Here is an 18,805-nt window from a genome sequence, read left to right as displayed (position 1 = left end):
GATGAACAACTTGGGAAGCCTGTTTTGCTATGCAAAATTTGAGTCTGCATACAGTATTATGGCCTCCCTCAGTGTCATGTCTCCAGAACATTCGTGGAAAAACTTAAATGAAAAGGTTTTGGGTGCTGCTCACTATAGGCTGCACCCCGTGCTTACGTCTCATATTGGGGCTATTTCAAAATTTATTGGCGTATCTAACGAGTCTCTATTAATCCATGGCACTGGATATGTTTTGTATGCCATGGCCTTATCAAGGCATGACAAGGAAAGATTGAAGCAAGAAATGCTGTGGGGCAGCGGCAATAAAATCGGCGCAATATCAAAGCAGACTTCTTCCTCCCTTGTGTTACCGAAAGTGTATAAATACTGTTCTCAGTGTGTTTGTGAGTCGACAGCTAAATATGGGTTACCCAAATGGCATATCGAACATCAACTATATGGGGTAACGCATTGCACAAAGCATAAAGTGAGACTGGACTTTTTAGTTGCAGGAGAGGGAGGCGTAAATCGAGAATACGTGATGCCCAAAGGCGGTGAGCCTATTGCAATTTCTGCGGGAAATGAGAAGGCACTATATCTGTCTTCATTCATCACTGGATTGTTTCATTTCTGCCAACGGAGTGAAATTCAAAAGGATTTGCCTCACTATTACCGTCAAAGGTTAGATAATAGAGAATTATTAACCCAAGCAGGTCAACTACGTTTTCAATTGCTGTCATCCGAATTAAAAGACTTTTGGAAACCTCTATTCTCAGATTTGACGCTCAGTGCACCCACAAGTCATCGTAGTGAATTTCAACATATTCCAACAGTGCCATTAGATTTTTGCGATTTTCGTTATGTCCCGTCTTTGGTCCATGGGCGTTCTAACATGCACTACTTGAAGCATGTGATGTTGATGGCGTATTTAGCAAAAGATCCCGAACAATTTTTTCATGAAAAAAGCGAAACCATTTCCAAAGAAGCGCTACCTCAACGCAATCCCAAAATAAATAATGAACACCTTATAGTAGACAGACTGCGTGAAGGTTTATCTATGCGAAAAATATCTCAGATCGCTGGAGTATCCGTCAGTTATATTCAGCAACTCGCTGGACGTAACAATATCAACGTTGGTAAGCGCACTAAGTTTATTGACGAAAGTATAAAGCGAGACGTTTGGCGAAAAGCGTTTTTTGGTTTTCACCGAAACAGTATCGCAGAACATTGCCGTATTTCGGTCAAGGCGGTAGAAAGTATAATCCAGAGCCATACACGTTTGTCTGCGTGGCGACATCATCTTAGACGAGTCGATGGTATTAGAAGCAATCGCAAAATGCTTCTGACTCATCTACAGGCAAGGCCAGAGGCAACTAGAAACCAAATTAAAACTGCGTGTCCAAGTTATATGTATTTGTATAAACATGACAAGGGATGGCTATATCAACAATTACCCGAAAGCTGTTTTCAAAATAAAGGCTTGATAATGGATTGGTCTCAAAGGGATGTGTTTCTTGCTATTAAATTAAGATATATGGAGATATCTGCAAATTCTATTTCTGAAGTTGACCGTTACTTGGGTGGGCATGGATGGTTGATAGGTAACGCAAACAAGTTGCCGCGTACATTGCGAGAAGCTCAAAATAAATTAATAAAAGCTTCATAAATATGCACATATAAATCAGATGTTTATTTTTGTGATTTTTACCAAATGTTCAAGTTTTGCTTGATGATTAATTAAGTTAATATTAATGAAATCATGCACTTAAGTTTTCCTTTGATAACGTTATCACGTTCTTTTGTGAAAGACTATATGTTCACAAGCTGAGAATAAAACAATCCTTCTAAACCATTCACTTTATTGATAATTTTCTCCCAACGGAGAAAAATATGATCAAAGTTGAGTACGCCTTAATAACCAAATCAGTCGAACTACTAACTAGCCAAGGCATTAGCCTGTTCGAAACATTGTCCATTGTAAGCTTTCATGGCGAAAAAGGTGTGCCAGTCGAAAGTAGAGTCTTTTTATCTATTGAAGGTAATGAGTATACCTACCTCTATTGTTGCAATAACAAGAGCTACAGATGTCTGACAAGCGCATTAATCTTTGAAAATCATCTCGTAAATTTATAGGTGGTCAAATGGACGAACATGAGCAAACGCAATTGATACTTGGCAGAGTGACGAAGTGGGCAGGTAGCCGAGAAAATGCTCAAAAATGGTTTGACCAAGAGTTTATTCCAGCACTAGGCAGCACAACTAAACATGCAGTTGAACATGGCTATTATGAAGCAGTAAATGACTACTTAGATGCAATAGAGCTAGGTGGGTTTGCGTAAGTTATAAAACGTTTAATAACATCAAAAAACAAACGGAAATTGACGAAGCAATTTCAAGATATGAAATTGGAACGCCACTTAAGTCAGTCAGCTGTTTTATCTGGATCAATAGTTCAAATAAATTCTGAACTAGACGCTTATCAAACGGTTAGAGAATTCAAGCTAATAGGCCAAAAGGCGCATCAGCAGCGAGTAGCAAAATTTCTGAAGAAAAACAAAAGACAAAGAAAAAAATACATGAAAGATAGGTCCTATCTCAGCAGCTCACTAGGGCCGATCACAATTCCATTTATAGAAAATAGAGTGATTGTAGATCTTTGAAAAAGCGACTTTATAGAAAATTTTTGCAAGCCACAGGCAACAAAGAAAAGCTGGCCTTGCTATTTTTCCTCTGTGCAATCAACCAGAATCAGGTGGTCACATAATGAGTACAAAAGCGTGGGTATCGAATCATGATTACGGAGCTAGTTTGTATCAAGAGTGCTCTTATGACTATACAGCAAATGAGGTTAACCCCAATCCAGCGACGATTCAGATAGCAAATCCAACTGACTTTGTCATCAGCAGTGAAGCAAGCAACGGTGTTAAAGTCAGGTCTCAACTTGTTGTCGAAATTCCCGCGAAACGCTTTGATGAGCTTGCCAGGGCATGGATAAAGCACAGGGGTATACAAATCAAGCCCTGATCCTAAAGTCAACTACCTGATCATACGGTTTACTTAATAGGTGTGATTACCAAGGGATCGTGTCGGTCTAATTAACGAGCGATTTTGTCGTAGTTAGAACATCAGCCAGTTACTAAACTGGCTATGATTTAGGTGTTAACATTCAGTTTAGATGTAGCTTAGGCTTGATCTGACATTTAAAAGTAAGTGCTCTTTATCTAATCTACAGTCAACGTTGTGCCAAAAGCGGGTCTAAGAGTGACAGTTGCCGAACTTGCTTAGGTTTCTAAGTAAAAGTTTACATAGATAGGGGAAGATCAGTGAGCCAATTTCAAACAGTTCAGCCGCTCGATAAGTTACTTATCTCAAGATTTGAGGGTGAAAACGAGCCTGATTTATTCATTGCTATGTCAGATCTTGTTTTTATGATGAGCGAAGGTGCATCAGGCGCTATATTGAAATCAATATGTAAAAATGTACCTAAGTCTATAATAATAAAAACGGTAGGCTCCGATAATGCCAATTTTTCAAAACTTTTTAGACGTAAGCTATCGAAAAAACAGACGGATGATGTTTACGATCTTTCTACGCTATGGGTTGAACTACGTCGCTTTTTTAACAACGATAGCGATATGATTGCAGAGTGGCTAAATACCCCAATTCCCGCCCTTGAGAATAATAAACCAGAAGATCTATTAGATACGTCCTTTGGTAGGCATCAAGTAAAGTTATGCTTAGAAACAATGAAATTTTGTGACTTTGCTTGATCTTGTTCAAGGTGCAACATCCAAAACATACCTTGAACCTAATTTCAGAACTAGTCTGAGTTACTACAGTTGAGAGCTAATAGTTCAAACTTCAGTTTTTCGATAGCTTCGACTTTGTTAGCAAATTGAGTTCGCTTATCTATATTGCGAACAGTAATGTTGGAGGGTTTATGGGTGATTTCTACGCCAATATGAGCACCTACAGGTGGATCATAAAGCGATTCACAAGTATTTTTTTCTAATTCATCTTCATTCATTTTGCAGTTCCTTCGTTTGACCACCAAGCTTTTACTTTGAAGTATTGAAATTTTACTAATTATTATGTGTTCTAATATTTGACCATATTTTAGTCGCTATCGTTGTTTTAAAAGATAGTTATCCGTCATGTGATGTTGTTGATGGAGCTTTTTTATTACCAAGCGAATGTTCGAGTTGAGCTGATTTTAATCTTACTGGGGATAAGTTTTATTGCTACAAAGTGTTCTCATTCTCTATTCTCATCATAATTGCATCATTTCTGATGAGAATAGGTGAGTTATTCTCATCAAGCTCAGAATTCAACTACTTATATCTGATATTGATCAGGAACCTAAACGAGAAGTTGACAACAAAATCTTAAAGGTTTTCGGCAGCGTTGAAACTACTTTTATCAATATGTATCAGGGTAGATAAATCCTTAATGTGTTTTTTAGCACCAAAAAGCGATCTAGTTTTAGATGGTATTTACATCAAACATTGATCCACAATTGATAACTTGAACTAACGTTAATACTGGCTTGAACTTACAATTAAGTGGATCACTTTTTCAACGCAATGGTGAAGCCGTTTTGATTCAATTCAGCAATTGGGTAAAAAGTTATAAAAAAAGTTGATTTATATTGTAAATCAATGCGAAGCTGCCATTAGAATGCAACTAATCGTGCCCCAAAATGACTAGAATAATTAAGGAAAAAAGTAATGGATTACGACCTCGATGCACTAATTGAAAAAGCAAAAAAAAACTATCGAGAAGGTAACTATTTTGACTCTATTGAAGCAGCAAATGAAGCTAAAAATATTGATCCAGAAAAACCTGAGGCTTGGTGGTTTTTAACTTTAAGCCACTTCGCCTTAAATCAGCTCTATGATGCTTATGAATCTGCCTCACAAGTAATTGAATTAGCCCCCAATTTTGCTAATGGCTGGGCTAGATGGGGGGCGATTTTACAAAAATATTATGAAAATGAAGTAGATGAAGAAGCAGTAATTGCATTCGAAAGAGCAATAGAAATAGAACCCAGCCACCTTTCCGCTCTGACATCATTAAGTACTATTTATAGACTTAATGATTCAAACGACAACTCAGAAAAATACAAAGAAATTGCTATTTTAAATAAAATTGACGAATTAGAAGGATTAACCACTCATCAATTGAATCGTTTAGGGATTTTGCACTTCAGTACTAAGAACTTTTTTGAAGCAATTAAAATTTGGGAGAGGAACGTATCTGACCCATCTGGTATGAGTCTTTTTAATTTGGGACTAGTTTTTAATCATACTGAGGTATCACAAGACGCTGATGCTATTGATATTTGGCGGATAGCACTTGCGAGAAACGTATTGACAAGTAATGTTGAAGAAAGACTTTCTGAGTTATTACCCAGACTTCTTGATTTGGCTGAGGATGCAAATAATACATGTACCACTGTATTAGATGATAATTTTTATTACGACATATATTTAAATCCATTCGAGTTATTAAATTGGGAAGATTCCATTGATCTTACCCAAGAATTTGATTTCAAAAAATCACAAAAACTTCGAAAACGTTTGATACAAGAAATTGAGCTAGAAGATGGCGAAATATTTTGGCTAGATGGTCTTAAAGTTGGCAAGTCTCAGGCTATAAAAATATGTGATGAACTGCACGATGAAGCTAAACGAAAGTTTCATGCATTAGTGTTTAATAATAAGCCATTGTTAAAATTTTTATCAAAAGGTGAGCATCAACACTTTTGTGTTGATATGAATGAGTCTCCAATCGAACTTATAAAAATACTTGATGATGTTAGTAGCAACTTTAAGGCTTGGTTAAGTGAACCTTTCAGCATTCAATTCGATAGAGTTTTAGCTACAGCAATAAGGAAAAGATACTTCTTTGTTATTGAAGTGCTTTTAGATGGCAGGAGATGGGTAGAATCGAAATATAACGAAGACTGTTTCAAATCTGCCAAGAAAGAATTAAATATAATGTTATCTGCATTTGAATCTTTGGAACAAAAGTCAGATGTTCTTAAAATATCTATTGAAGACATTAGGGAAGTTTTTGAATACAGCGGTTTACTTCGTATTCTCAATTTATTGCCGTCATATTTTTGGGAACAGCAAGATCAAGCTGTCAGAAGCATAAGAGACTTAGCAATTGATTGTTGTAATCAACATGACGATGCTGAGTTATCTAAAAAGATTATTGAACTTACTAATTTATTTGAATTTAAATCAGAGATGTTTAAACAAAAAATAGAGGAAGACGTTCAAGCTATTGAAGATATTATTGCTCGAAAAAAAGAAGATGAAGTTCATTTGGTTGTTGGCTCAAAAAAAGAACCGTTTTCAATAACCGAGAAAGGTGTAACAAGAGGAAATAGCTTCATATCTACTAAAGATTTAACTTCATTGAGGTGGGGAACTTTGTTAACCCGTGAGAACAATGTTATTTCGAATGATTCTTTGTATTCGTTCACTTCAATAAATGGTTCTAATATTTCATTGCAAAATACTTACTTAGAAACTGACAAAAACGCAGAGGCTATGAACAATGGTATTGTGACAGCTATCTTAACTTATCTTTTGCCATTAGTACTTTCAAGAATACAAGATAGTTTAGACAAAGGAATTAATGTTCAAATTGGAAATTTGACTCTGACAAAAAAAGGTGTTCAGTTCGAGAGTGGGTGGCTAATATTTGCAAGTATTAAGGAAATTTCATGGAGAAATTATAAGGCTGAAGCAAAAAACGGTCAGATAACAATTTATGATAAGCAAAACACGTCTATCTCGACGGCTATAAAAATCAGAGAAGTTAATAATGCATTTATGCTGTTATTTCTCGGTAAAGACAGGGAATAAAATGAAAGCAACTAGCAATGAAATTATTGTAGATAAAAAAATACTAACTATTTTAAATCAACTATTTGAAATTGAACGTAAATTGGATGGAAGCGAAGATTTCAACAAAATTTCAAGAAATATTTCTCGAATAAAGGATTCATTGTCTCAAGATGCAAACGGTCAGGAGATATTTTATGAAAATCCAATGGGGCAGAAATATACGGATACGCGAAATGACTTAGAAGCTCATATTATTGGTGAAAGTACTGAAAATTTAGTTGTTGTAGATGTTATTAAGCCCATCATTCTATTTGGAAATAGACAGTTAGGATTGACACAGGTAGTTCAAAGAGGTGTCGTATCAGTTGAATCAAAATCTATAAACAAGGAAGAAAAATAATGTCAAAAATGATTAATTTTGGAATTGATTTAGGAACAACTAATTCACTCATTGCCAAGTTTAATAGTGGTGTCGTTCAAGTATTTAAAAATCCAAGGGGCCATAAAGAGGGCTTGCCATCAATTGTTGGATTTCGAAAAGATAAGATTTTAGTTGGAGATAAAGCCAGAGATTACGCAACCAAAGATCCTAAGAATGTAAAGAGTCGTTTCAAAAGAAAAATGGGGACAACAGAAACTTTCAAAATTGATTCTATTAATAGTTCTAAAACACCAGAAGAACTTTCCGCATTCGTTTTAAAGGAATTGAAAGGATTTGTGCAATCGGGGGAGATTGTTGATTCCGCAGTTATTACTATTCCTGCCTCATTTGATACGATTCAGTCAAACGCAACTAAAGATGCAGGTATGTTGGCTGGTTTAAACGAGGTTTTGTTGCTGCAAGAACCCATCGCTGCTAGCCTTGCCTACGCTAATAAAGACGGCTCGGTTGAATTAAAAAATAGCCAATGGATTGTATATGACTTAGGTGGTGGTACGTTTGATGTAGCTCTGGTTAAAATAGTTGAGGGAGAACTAACAGTTATTGACCATGAAGGTGATAATTATTTTGGTGGAACAGATCTTGACGCTTTAATCGTAGAAAAAATTCTTGTTCCACATATTGAAACAAAAGGTTCCTTTGATGACTTATTGGGTGAGATGAAGAGCGCATCAGGAAAACATGAAAAAAGTTGGTATAGACTTTTAGATGCGGCTGAAACTGCGAAAATAGAGTTGTCTTCTGACTCATCGACCGAAATTGAGTTTCAAATTGAAGATGATGAAGGCGAAGAGTTAGAAGGTACAATTTCGGTTACACGATCTCAATTTGAAAGTCTTATTAAAGATCGAATTGAAGAAACAACAAAGAAGCTTAAAAACATTCTTACAAGACAATCTTTGCAGCCTAAAGATTTAGAATTTGTATTAATGGTAGGAGGCTCTACTTACATTCCTTTTGTTAGGAAGCAAGTCCAAGAGCTTATGAATATTCCAGTAAATACTGATATTGACCCTACAAACGCAATTGTTATTGGCGCTGCATATTATGCGGGGAGTCGCACTAAAAGTGTTATTCAAAGTCAAAAATTGAGTAATAACAATGCGAACATCAAGGTAAAAGCAACTTATGTGTCTAATACACAGGATTCTGAAGAGCTGTTTGCTGCAAAAATTGACGGTGATATCGTTGATCTGACATATAGAATTCATAGCGCGAATGGTATTTTCGATTCTGGTATCAAACCACTTTCGGCTAGGATAAACGAAGAATTACCTCTTAGAGAGGGGGAGTTTAATATCTTCGAATTTACTATTTTGGATTCAAATGGAAATAAAATTAACCATCTCCATGAACAAATTCAAATTGCTCAAGGCAGGTACAGTGTTGCTGGACAAATGTTGCCAGATGAGCTTAGTTTGGTAAAAGACGACTTATCTACCAACGATACTAAGTTAGAAAAAATATTTGAAAAGAATAGTATTTTGCCTTCAAGGGCAAAAAGAACCGTTGAAGTAGCAAAAACTATTATAAAAGGCGGTGTTGATGGCTCTTTAAAAATAATGGTTGTTGAGGGTTCTTCAGACAATCATGCCCTGAGCAACAAACCGATAGGTGTCTTAGAAATTAATGGTGAAAAACTGACAAAGGACCTATTGAAAGGTAGTGAAATAGACATTACTTTCGAAATTTCTGAGTCTCGCGACCTAACCATTTCTGCCTATTTAAATGGAACTGATCAGGAGTTTTCTCAAATATTTAACCCACAAAAGAGAAACGTTTCACCTAAGCAACTTGGTGCTGATATTCTCCAATTAGAAGAAACTATTTATTCAGCAAAAGAAGATACCTCTGGAAATTCTGAGGTTGAAAAAGAGCTTTCTAGCGTTCTTAAAGAAGTTCAAGACTTAATTTTGGTTGCTGGAAATTTATCTGAAGATTCAATTACAGATGAAAAATTTAAATTAGAAGACCAAAAGAGACTCGTGGCTCAAAAGTTACATCAGATAACATCAAGTAGAAGACTAGAACAAAGTAAATCCTCATATAAAGAAGCTAAAAAAATAATAGGTGAATTAGTTGATGAGGCTGGTAATGATCAAGAAAAACATCGCTATAGAGAGATTATTCGAAGAGAAGAAGTTTTTCTGACATCTACTAATCATTTGAGTATTGAAACCGCAAAACGTGAACTTAATTCCATTGAGAGCGCAATTTTATTAAGAACTCCAGCATTCTTAGTAAATGTATTTGAGTATCTAATTGATAACAGAGTATCCATGAATGATCAATTCCAAGCAAATTCGTTAATAGATACAGGGAAAAACTTAATTCAAAATCAACAATGGAACGAATTAAGTATGGTTAACGGTAGACTCTGGGATTTGATGCCCCAAGAAAAGAGAGATGTAGATCAAACTAAGTTTTTTACGGGTATCGTTTAAAATTAAGAATTTTTTATGAACCCCAAAGCAATACCTCTGGGGTTCTAAAAATAAAGTCTTGAAATTAATTTGTTAGGAGTCATTGCAGGATGGAGTCATGGCAAAAGTTATTGCATCCTAAATTATTAAAGCGAAATTTGATAACCGCCTCCCTGTATTTATCTGCCTACGAAGTTTGTAAAAATAGCATTATTGAAAAACCCAAAATTTTCTTCTCCGATGGCATAGTAGAGGAAAAGCTAAATTTAGAAGAATATAAGAAGGAAGTACTCTCATTAGCTAAGTCACCTTTGGAAGCTACTTTACTGTGGTTTAAATCTCACGGTGCTATTGATGATAATGACATTAACGGCTTTAAAGAATCACGTAAGTTAAGAAATGATATAGCACACGAATTGCCGCTTTATATTTCAGAGTCTGATCGTAATATAGATCAAAGTGCATATGAGTCACTATTAGAAGTAACTCATAAAGTTGGTGTTTGGTGGTTAATAAACTTTGAATTACCAATAAACCCTGACTATGACTGTCAGGAAATAGACGAAAATGAAATTAAAACTGGTACTTTGATCATGTTACAAATGATCATGGATATTGCATATGATAATGAACCTGAAGAGGGATATTATTACAAAAATGCAGTCGAGCGAATGAACTCCTAACAAGGTTTTTTACTTTTTTGGTTGAAGAGTTGATGTAAGTTCTTTATGAAAGGGCGTGACTTGCTGACATAGTTGAGTGCACTCGCTAGCCATTTACTTAAAGGATAGTAAAACATGCTCCCAACCCAACTAACTGTTTCCAATTTGTACGAAGCTGTGTGGCATGAACCACTTAAATCGCTCGCTGAACGATGGCAATTGCATCCTCATGCTTTGGGACAATTACTCGACAGACATAGCATCCCGCGTCCACCTAATGGTTATTGGACTCAAAAAGCATTAGGCAAAGAAGTAGCTATTACGCCATTATCAAAGGATATGTCTCCCTCACGATTAATTGATTTAGTCGCTTTGCAAGGGAGCAAACGTGAAAAATCTAAACGACAAGCTTTACCTCTGCCGCCGCCTATAAAGACATTAGGTCGATATCCATTATTGAAAGCAATAAAAAGCTCACTTACTAAGTCGCGTCATCAGTACGATTTCATTCTGACTCAAGCGTATGACGATAATAGTGTACTTCGTTTGGACGTGTCGTCTGAACAACGAGATAGGGCGATAGCAATCTTACATAGCTTAATGTCTGCATTCGACGAAAGTGGCTGGTCAGTTAAGGTGGAAACGCGTAGCTATGAAAAGCGTTTGATGAACATTGTCACCGTGGACGATGTGGATATTCAATTTCGGTTGCGTGAGCGATTAAAGCAACAAAAACGCGAACTCACCGCCAAAGAGAAGATGGAAAAAGCGCGTAAGGAATGGGTATGGAAAGAGAACATCAATGTGCCCAGTGGGGTACTGCAACTTTATATTGAAGGACCATTACCGCAAGGCATGAAGTCACTGTTCGAAGACAGAGCGTTGCTGTCACTTGAAAATCAATTGGGCACCTTTGTCGAGCATTTAAAAGTGAGTGCTGCACATAGCAAGGTCTTGGAAGAGGAGCGCAAAGTTCGTGAGCGCGAGTGGGAAGAAAAGCTTATTCTACGTGAAAAATACGAACGTGCTGTAAAAGTTGAACAACAGCAGATTCAGGCGTTTCTGGATATGTTCTCAAAGTGGCAGCGTGCCAACGAATGTCGGGCCTTTATTAACGAGGTGATGGCAAGTGATCAGGCCAAAGCTTTTTCCGAAGAAGAGTTGTGTAAGTGGAAGGTCTGGAGTGAACGAATAGCGGATACAATTGATCCTTTGAAGACCTCAGATTTAAAGAATCAGGTTAGTCACGGGAGAGTGTTTGATGCCGCCATATTCGAAGCGGCATTACTTAGGCAACAATGATTCATGCACAGCCCTTGTTCTATAAGGGCTTTGGAGTGGTTTCCAACTTGAATTGATTTTGGTTTTCTTGATATACACTGAAAAGAAGTGAAAGTTTCCATCTTGATCTGTTTTTAGACTACTTATAAGTGATTGAAAAATAAAGGCGTTGAGTTTCCAACTAGATCTGTTGTGATCAGACTACTTGTGTAGATTAACTAAGTTCCCCTACGGAAATAATGGGTTACCCCATGGGAATTAAGTTCCCCGTTGGGGATAAGTTTTTTTAAAAACTTGATTACTAAGTACTATGTGAAAGCCCGCTCCTTTGAGTGGGCTTTTCTTTTTGTGTTTTTGAGTTAATTCTGAATCTCAATTAACTTTGGATTGTAGATAATTCCATCGCCACATAAAATTGTCAGTTTAGGTTGAGGATAATTCAAAAATTGACTTGGTCTATAGAATTTTATAATCGTTAAATTAAAGTTTATAAACAATGAAATGTTTACTAAGGGATACCAATTGTAAGCTTGTGATATTGTTTCTGGTAAGGGAAGCCTCACTCCTTTTTTGTAAAGTTTTTTACAGGTAGTCAATGGATATATATTTGAATTGTCAAATATTCGACACTCTCTCATCTAAAGAATATGACGTTCAACCTAAACACATACTGAGCATGCGAAAAGTTACACTGGGAAATTATTGATGATTAAAATAAAAATGTACCAAGCTGAACAGGGAGATGCATTTCTACTTAGTTTTGATAACGAAAATACCAATATGATAATTGATATGGGCTTACAGAAAACCTACTCGGATTATATCAAATTAGATTTAATTGACCTTAACCAGCGAGGGCACAGCATTGACTTGTTAGTGGTGACTCATGTAGATAACGATCATATTGAAGGTGTTGTTAAGTTTATTGAAGAGAATGGTGAAAATAGTGAAGTTATTAAGGTTAAGGAAGTTTGGCATAATTCTTATAGGCATTTACAATTTTCTAAAAAAGACAGAGTGTTAGAACAAGAAGAAGTGTCTACTTTAAAGCAAATTTGTTCTCAAAATATGGCTTTGGCTGAACAATCAGGTTTACGAGACATAGGAATTATTGAAGGAGTTGCTTTAGCTGGCTTGTTGTATGGATTTAATTATTGTTGGAATGAGAAGTTAGATGGCAGAGCTGTTTTCAAGCAAAGTAAAGTGATCGATATATCATCAGATGTATCAATTAGAATAATCTCTCCAGAGACTAAAAAACTTGATGCTTTAGCTACTAGGTGGAAATCGAAATTAGAATCAGAAAAGTATGATTTTACCCTAAATAATGATGAGTTATTTGATGATGCTTTTGAGCAATATATGAGAATGCCAGAGTTTCATTCTGAAATACAAGATATCGCTAGAAATGAAAAGCAATACAGTTTTGATGAATTGGTGAGTTTGAAAGGAAGAGATAAGTCAGCAACTAATGGATCATCTATAGCATTTATCATCGAGTATAAGGGATATAAGCTTTTATTTTTGGGGGATGCTCATGAGGACAATGTATATGATGAGCTTTGTTCCCTTAATGGTTTAGGGTATGAATTAGATTTTGAAGTAGTAAAAGTATCTCACCACGGTAGTAACAATAACATTTCTAAAAGATTGTTAGAGTTGATTTCATCAAAACGTTTTTTGATTTCTACTAATGGGAGACACTCTCATCCAGATTTAGGTGCTATTGCAAAAATAGTTGATAGTGGTCAAAAAACAGAAATAATCACAAATTACCCTCATGAAAAATTAGAGGTATTTCAGACTTCCATAGCACGGAAACAACACCAAGTTAAGTTTATAACTACTAATGAATTTATAGTTGAGTAACCAAATGGAATTAAGCGAATTAGTCATTAAAATGGAATGCGGCACTAAAAGTGGTACTGCTTTTTTTATAAGTAAGAATAGAGCGTTAACAGCTTACCATATTGTCATCGAGTCTAATGACAATGAAATTATTTGTATTGATAATTCAGGGAAGAAAATTAAGGCAAAACTAAGTGCTAAAGTAACTGAACAGTATAAAAAACTAGACATTGCGCTGTTAGAATTAGAAGAGGATGTGCAATTTGCACATGAGTTTAGTTTTACTAACTATAAAGAAATAAAAAGTGGAACTAACTGGATTTCTAGAGGCTTTCCTTCGGCAAAGAAAAATTCTGGAGATAATATACTGCATAGTGATAGTAATATTGTTAACCAACAACTTAAGTGTTTGAGAAACAATAAAATTGATATTGAGTTAGAGCACTCAAAGAAATTATCGACATATGCAGGTTTCTCAGGTTCACCTTTAGTTATAAATAACTCAATTGCGGGAATTATCAATCAAGAGTTGTTAGAGAATGGAGAGTCAAAAGAGCTAACTGCGCTATCTATCAAACATTTTCAAGATTTACTAAAATCAGAAGGTGTTGATGTTATTGAGAAAGAAACATCACTATTTAATCCATTGCGCAAGATACTCTCACATAACTGGTTTGAGCAACACATAGATAAGGGGATTGAGAGTTTAGGCGTCCGTTATACACCAGAAGTAAATGTTAAGATTGATGTAACAAAAAAAATTGATGCCTTACTGAAAAATAAAGGTTTTTGTGAAGACGCTCGATCTCAATTTCATAACTACTTACTAGCTCTTAACAAACTTATCGAAAATTTTTCTAGTTATTCTGACTTTGAACAATTATCAAGTGAATATTCAACTCAGATTAGTTTAATTGACCAAATAAGCCTAACTAAACAAGAAATACAGACGCTGTTTGAAGAGTATTGCGATGACAAATGTACCTTGTTGAATCTTGACGAGTTAGGTAAACAAGCTGAGGTTATTCATGGTTCAATAAACAAACTAGCGAAACTCTATTTAGGTAATGGTTTTTCTGACGAAAAAATGCTTGATGCTAATGGCGCTTCAGTGAGTTTCTTTTCTTTTTTAGAACAGCCGGATATTCATACTTTAATCGCAAACCAGCCCTATTTGCTTTTAAAAGGGAAGGCGGGAACAGGTAAATCTCATTTATTAGCAGATGCTGCTGCCGCTCAACAGAAAATAAATGCTCCAGCTATATTGTTACTTGGACAACATTTTACAACAGATAAAGCCCCTTGGACCCAGATTTTATCGGATATTCTCAGGCTAGAAGGGACTGAGCAGCAGTTTTTGGGAGCATTAAATGAAATTGGTCAAGAAAGAGGACAACGAGTTTTATTTTCTATTGATGCTATTAACGAAGGTAGAGGAAAATTTTTCTGGGCGGAACATTTTGTATCGTTTGTAAATGATTTCAAAAACTATCCTTGGATAAGCTTAATTATCTCAGTTAGAGACACATATTTTCCAAAATTAATTCCCGAACATTTTGGCGATAAAACAGCAATGAAAATAACGAGCCATATGGGGTTCGTAGGTTGTGAGTATGAAGCTGTTAAAGTATTTTTTAATCACTATAAGATTAGACTACCCAAAATACCCTACATAAACGCAGAGTTTTCTAACCCTCTGTTTTTAAAATTATTCTGTGATGGGCTACACAATAGAGGGTTGCATGAAGTACCGGAAGGATACGGTGGTATTTCGAGCGTGATGAACTATTTTATTGATAATATTGATATGAAATTAGGAGATCCTCAATTTTATGAATACGACAGTTCAGGAAAAGTTTGTCGAAAAATAGTCAATGGTTTAATAAAGCATAAACAAGCAAGTAACTTAAGTTATGTGCCATATGATGATGCATGTGATATTGCTAATGGTGTTGTAGCAAGGTACTCCAGTAAAAGAGGAATTATTGAAGATCTAGTTCATGAAGGTTTGCTTTCTAAAAATCTCTATTGGCTTAATGATGGACAAGATGAAGAAGGGATCTATTTCGCCTATGAAAGACTTGATGACCATTTCTTAGCTGATTTTTTAGCCAGAACAATCGTAACTTCAAAAAATATATCTCATGTATTCAAAGTAAATGGGCAGCTATTATATTTGTTCGAGAATGAATACCGATATCAAGGCGTATTAGAAGCACTATCGATATTATTGCCAGAATTGTATGGCAAGGAGTTATTTGAACTTGTTGATGAGAATTATCAGGAAGAACGAACAATTATTAATGCATTTATTAATAGCTTGATATGGAGAAAATTGGACACAATAAAAACCAACTGTACTGATTACATCAATAAGACTGTATTTCAGTATGAAGATTCGTTTAAAAGTTTCTTAGAGTTTATGTATACCGTATCCGGGGATGTAAAACATCCATATAACGCTAATAAGCTGCACAATATGTTAAGTGAAATGCCTCTAGCTGATAGAGATGGTGAATGGACTACTCATTTACAAGATGTAGATGATCCCGAAAACTCAATTGGTAGAATGTTAGAATGGGTTCCTCAGTCTGATATGCACAAAAAATTGTCAGATGAATCCGCCTTGCTGTTATCAATTTCAATATCTTGGCTTTTGGTTTCTACTACTATCGAATTGAGGAATAGAGCTACACAGGCGCTTTCAAATATTTTGATAAACAGGCTTAATATCGGGCTTAAATTGTTGAAATTATTTAACGAAATAGATGACCCTTATGTGCATGAAAGAATATTTGCAGCGGTTTACGGTGCTACGTTGAATACTGCTCAATTGAATGACCTATCTGATTTAGCCGAGTATATTGTTGAAGAAATTTTCTTAAAGGAAGAAGTTTATCCGAATGTTCTGGTTAGGGATTATGCTAGGAATATCGTAGAGTATGCACTGTACAAGGAAAAAATTGAGTTAGCTAATACAGAAGTCATTCGCCCACCCTACAATAGTTCAATTCCTGAAAACTTCCCTAGTAATGAAGAGACAGACTCTTATAAATTTGATGCGGATAGTAAGGGTTTAAAGAAAAACTACTACTCACAAAATAGAATACTAAGCTCAATGGTGACTGAATATGGTAGGGGAATATGTAGCTATGGCGATTTTGGTCGATACACTTTTCAATCTGCATTGTGTTTATGGAAGAACATAGATCCCAACCCTCTAAGTAATTTTGCGTGTAAGCTTATCTTTGAAAAATTTGGATATAATGTTGATATTCACGGTCAATTTGATCTGCACGCTGGCGAAGGCAATAGGTTCGAAAATAAAGTTGAACGTATTGGGAAGAAATATCAGTGGTTGGCACTATACGAGGTTGTGGCTCGGCTAGCTGACAATGTTCAATTAACAGATCGGAACGGTAATGAAATTGGTTATTTCCAAGGGCCGTGGCAAAACAGCTTAAGGAACATAGATCCAACATTCCCACCCCAAGAAACAAATAGAAGAGAGTTACCAGTTCCAGTCAATACTGTTTCTTATAATTCTTGGTCTGACGAGGATGGCGCATGGATTACTTCAGAGCATAACCTACCTGATCCAAAAGAAATGATTGATAATCGTGAGTTTTTGTCTTTGGAAGCTAATTTTTCTTGGCATGAACCAGAAAGGTTAGGTGTTGATCGAAAAAATAGCGATAGAAAAAACATGTGGTATCAAATTCGTAGTTATTTAGTAAAGGATTCTGAATATGAGAATCTAAAAAGTTGGTTGAAAAATCAAGATTTTATGGGGAGATGGATGCCTGAAAGTAATGATAATTACTCAGTGTTTAGTAAAGAGCATTATTGGTCTCCAGCATATAAGGATGAAGTTGCAGATAATGACGAGCTGCGTTGGCAATTCATTCATAAAAAACAAAATGAGAGGCATGACGAAGAAATTATTGCAGAAGTTCTGCCAACTGCTGAAGAACATAGGTGGGAGGGAAGTGAAGGCACTTCTTTTTTAGCGCCACGATCTGAGATGTTTGATGGTATGAGTTTAAGCTCTTCAGAGATACCAAGTTGTTGGTTTAATTATGATGGCCAATTAGCTTGCTTTGATCCTCACGTATTTGGTGAAGAAAGATCTGAGTTATTAGTGAACAAACAAGTGCTTGAAAAATTTCTGAACGCTAAAGGGTTGAAGGTTATTTGGACTGTTCTAGGTGAAAAACAAGTGCTCGGCTCTTCACATGCACCTGAATGGATAGATATGTCTGGAGTATATTGCTTAGAAGATGGTTCTGTTGAAGGAAGCATGACAATCGACTTAAAAGGACTTGGCTGGAAATCTAAACAAGATAATGAAAAGGTAAATTGAGATGTAGTGGCTCAGATTCAATCTGACAGTTTGGAATGATAGGCTTTGTGGAGATGGATTCTATCAAGTTATAAATCCTAATAGTTTTCACACACACTGAGCGAAAATCGGTCGTTTGAGTCATATGGTTTTAATGCTTTTGCCAAGGGGAAAATACGAAAGTTGTTGGGCGAAGTCTTGTGAGTATTTGTTCCAGCCTCGCAGTTTGCAGCGAACTTAGGCAGCTTGTTAGCTGCCTATTTAAAAAATTCAGTCATTAAACCAGAAGCTACACTAAAGGGTAAAGAAGATAACCCATTATTAAAAATTTCTTTAAATGACTTTTTATCACCAGTAATACTTGGCGATTTATTAATAGCTTGTAATCCCTTTTGACTAATTACAACAAGATAAGAATCATTATTACTATCTTCAATTACACGTATAAACTCTTCATCTCTTTGATGCATTAGCTCAATCGACGGTCATGGCCAAGCGCCAAACTGAGTGTGACGGTAATCGTCAACAGTCGTATTAGCTCTCTTGTTGGGTATTTCTTAAACAATTGAGACCTGGAGCGGTGCGAATTATCTGTATTTTCTTACGCGAATATTTATGGATACACCCTGAGGTCTTCGAGGTTTAGAAACGTTTCGTTTGCTCGCGCCCTATTGCCATTTTGGGTTCAAACGCTTTTGTCTTTTGCTGTCGTTTATTTGCTGTTAGAAAACATCTGCTAAGACTAGGCTTGTTAGCGGGATCGCCTTCAAAGCGCAACTCTCTTCAGAGGGTCTTTGCTACCAGAATTCCAACAAAAGTAGTTTTCGCGTGGTTTATTTATGGGCTGAGGTGCAATAAATTGCAGGCAAAAAAATAGCCTAATAAATTATCAGGCTTAAAATGAGAACACACCCAACTTTATACTCACAGAACTAGAGAAAAGTTTAACTCAATTTATCGCTCAACTA

The 18,805-nt window shown here is 35.8% G+C and carries 13 protein-coding genes; 11 read left to right on the top strand and 2 right to left on the bottom strand.

Going from position 1 to position 18,805, the window contains the following annotated elements; all coding sequences use genetic code 11:
• The first annotated feature begins 1 nt into the window (after position 1).
• From ACEN2L_RS05765 to ACEN2L_RS05750, 4 genes are all read left to right on the top strand, one after another.
• Complete coding sequence (locus tag ACEN2L_RS05765) at positions 2 to 1,645, top strand: TnsD family Tn7-like transposition protein (RefSeq protein WP_441742424.1); 1,644 nt, start codon at positions 2 to 4, stop codon at positions 1,643 to 1,645.
• A gap of 475 nt (positions 1,646 to 2,120) precedes the next feature.
• Positions 2,121 to 2,318 (top strand): hypothetical protein, encoded by a 198-nt coding sequence (locus ACEN2L_RS05760; RefSeq protein WP_441742422.1) that lies wholly within the window; start codon positions 2,121 to 2,123, stop codon positions 2,316 to 2,318.
• A 424-nt stretch (positions 2,319 to 2,742) separates the two neighbouring features.
• On the top strand, positions 2,743 to 3,003 hold the full coding sequence (locus ACEN2L_RS05755) for a hypothetical protein (RefSeq protein WP_441742420.1): 261 nt from the start codon (positions 2,743 to 2,745) through the stop codon (positions 3,001 to 3,003).
• Positions 3,004 to 3,302: 299 nt separating this feature from the next.
• Entirely contained in the window at positions 3,303 to 3,749 is a 447-nt protein-coding gene (locus tag ACEN2L_RS05750) for an antitoxin Xre/MbcA/ParS toxin-binding domain-containing protein (protein ID WP_441742418.1), read from the top strand.
• A 50-nt stretch (positions 3,750 to 3,799) separates the two neighbouring features.
• Here ACEN2L_RS05750 and ACEN2L_RS05745 read toward each other — a convergent pair whose 3' ends face one another.
• Positions 3,800 to 4,006 (bottom strand): peptide chain release factor family protein, encoded by a 207-nt coding sequence (locus tag ACEN2L_RS05745; RefSeq protein WP_441742416.1) that lies wholly within the window; start codon positions 4,004 to 4,006, stop codon positions 3,800 to 3,802.
• 700 nt (positions 4,007 to 4,706) lie between these two features.
• On the opposite strand from ACEN2L_RS05745, the gene ACEN2L_RS05740 reads away from it, so the two are divergent.
• The 7 genes from ACEN2L_RS05740 to ACEN2L_RS05710 all read left to right on the top strand — a co-directional run bounded on the left by ACEN2L_RS05740 (position 4,707) and on the right by ACEN2L_RS05710 (position 17,858).
• Complete coding sequence (locus ACEN2L_RS05740; RefSeq protein ID WP_441742414.1) at positions 4,707 to 6,857, top strand: tetratricopeptide repeat protein; 2,151 nt, start codon at positions 4,707 to 4,709, stop codon at positions 6,855 to 6,857.
• 1 nt (position 6,858) lies between these two features.
• On the top strand, positions 6,859 to 7,239 hold the full coding sequence (locus tag ACEN2L_RS05735; protein ID WP_441742413.1) for a hypothetical protein: 381 nt from the start codon (positions 6,859 to 6,861) through the stop codon (positions 7,237 to 7,239).
• A complete protein-coding gene (locus tag ACEN2L_RS05730; RefSeq protein ID WP_441742411.1) occupies positions 7,239 to 9,725 on the top strand; it encodes an Hsp70 family protein in 2,487 nt (828 codons plus the stop codon). The genes ACEN2L_RS05735 and ACEN2L_RS05730 overlap by 1 nt, the downstream gene beginning before the upstream one ends.
• An 89-nt stretch (positions 9,726 to 9,814) precedes the next feature.
• Complete coding sequence (locus ACEN2L_RS05725; RefSeq protein ID WP_441742409.1) at positions 9,815 to 10,387, top strand: hypothetical protein; 573 nt, start codon at positions 9,815 to 9,817, stop codon at positions 10,385 to 10,387.
• 114 nt (positions 10,388 to 10,501) lie between these two features.
• A complete protein-coding gene (locus tag ACEN2L_RS05720; RefSeq protein WP_441742407.1) occupies positions 10,502 to 11,668 on the top strand; it encodes a hypothetical protein in 1,167 nt (388 codons plus the stop codon).
• Between the two features lie 684 nt (positions 11,669 to 12,352).
• Positions 12,353 to 13,516 (top strand): MBL fold metallo-hydrolase, encoded by a 1,164-nt coding sequence (locus tag ACEN2L_RS05715; protein WP_441742405.1) that lies wholly within the window; start codon positions 12,353 to 12,355, stop codon positions 13,514 to 13,516.
• 4 nt (positions 13,517 to 13,520) lie between these two features.
• On the top strand, positions 13,521 to 17,858 hold the full coding sequence (locus ACEN2L_RS05710; protein WP_441742403.1) for a trypsin-like peptidase domain-containing protein: 4,338 nt from the start codon (positions 13,521 to 13,523) through the stop codon (positions 17,856 to 17,858).
• A 236-nt stretch (positions 17,859 to 18,094) separates the two neighbouring features.
• On the opposite strand, the gene ACEN2L_RS05705 is transcribed toward ACEN2L_RS05710, so the two are convergent.
• Entirely contained in the window at positions 18,095 to 18,307 is a 213-nt protein-coding gene (locus ACEN2L_RS05705; protein WP_441742401.1) for a hypothetical protein, read from the bottom strand.
• Positions 18,308 to 18,805: the final 498 nt, after the last annotated feature.

Origin of the sequence: Flavobacterium sp. W21_SRS_FM6 (assembly GCF_052119645.1) — a bacterium.
Classification (GTDB): domain Bacteria; phylum Pseudomonadota; class Gammaproteobacteria; order Enterobacterales; family Alteromonadaceae; genus Paraglaciecola.
Note: the sequence above shows the minus strand (reverse complement) of the source record. Positions and strands in the feature narration are given on the sequence as shown.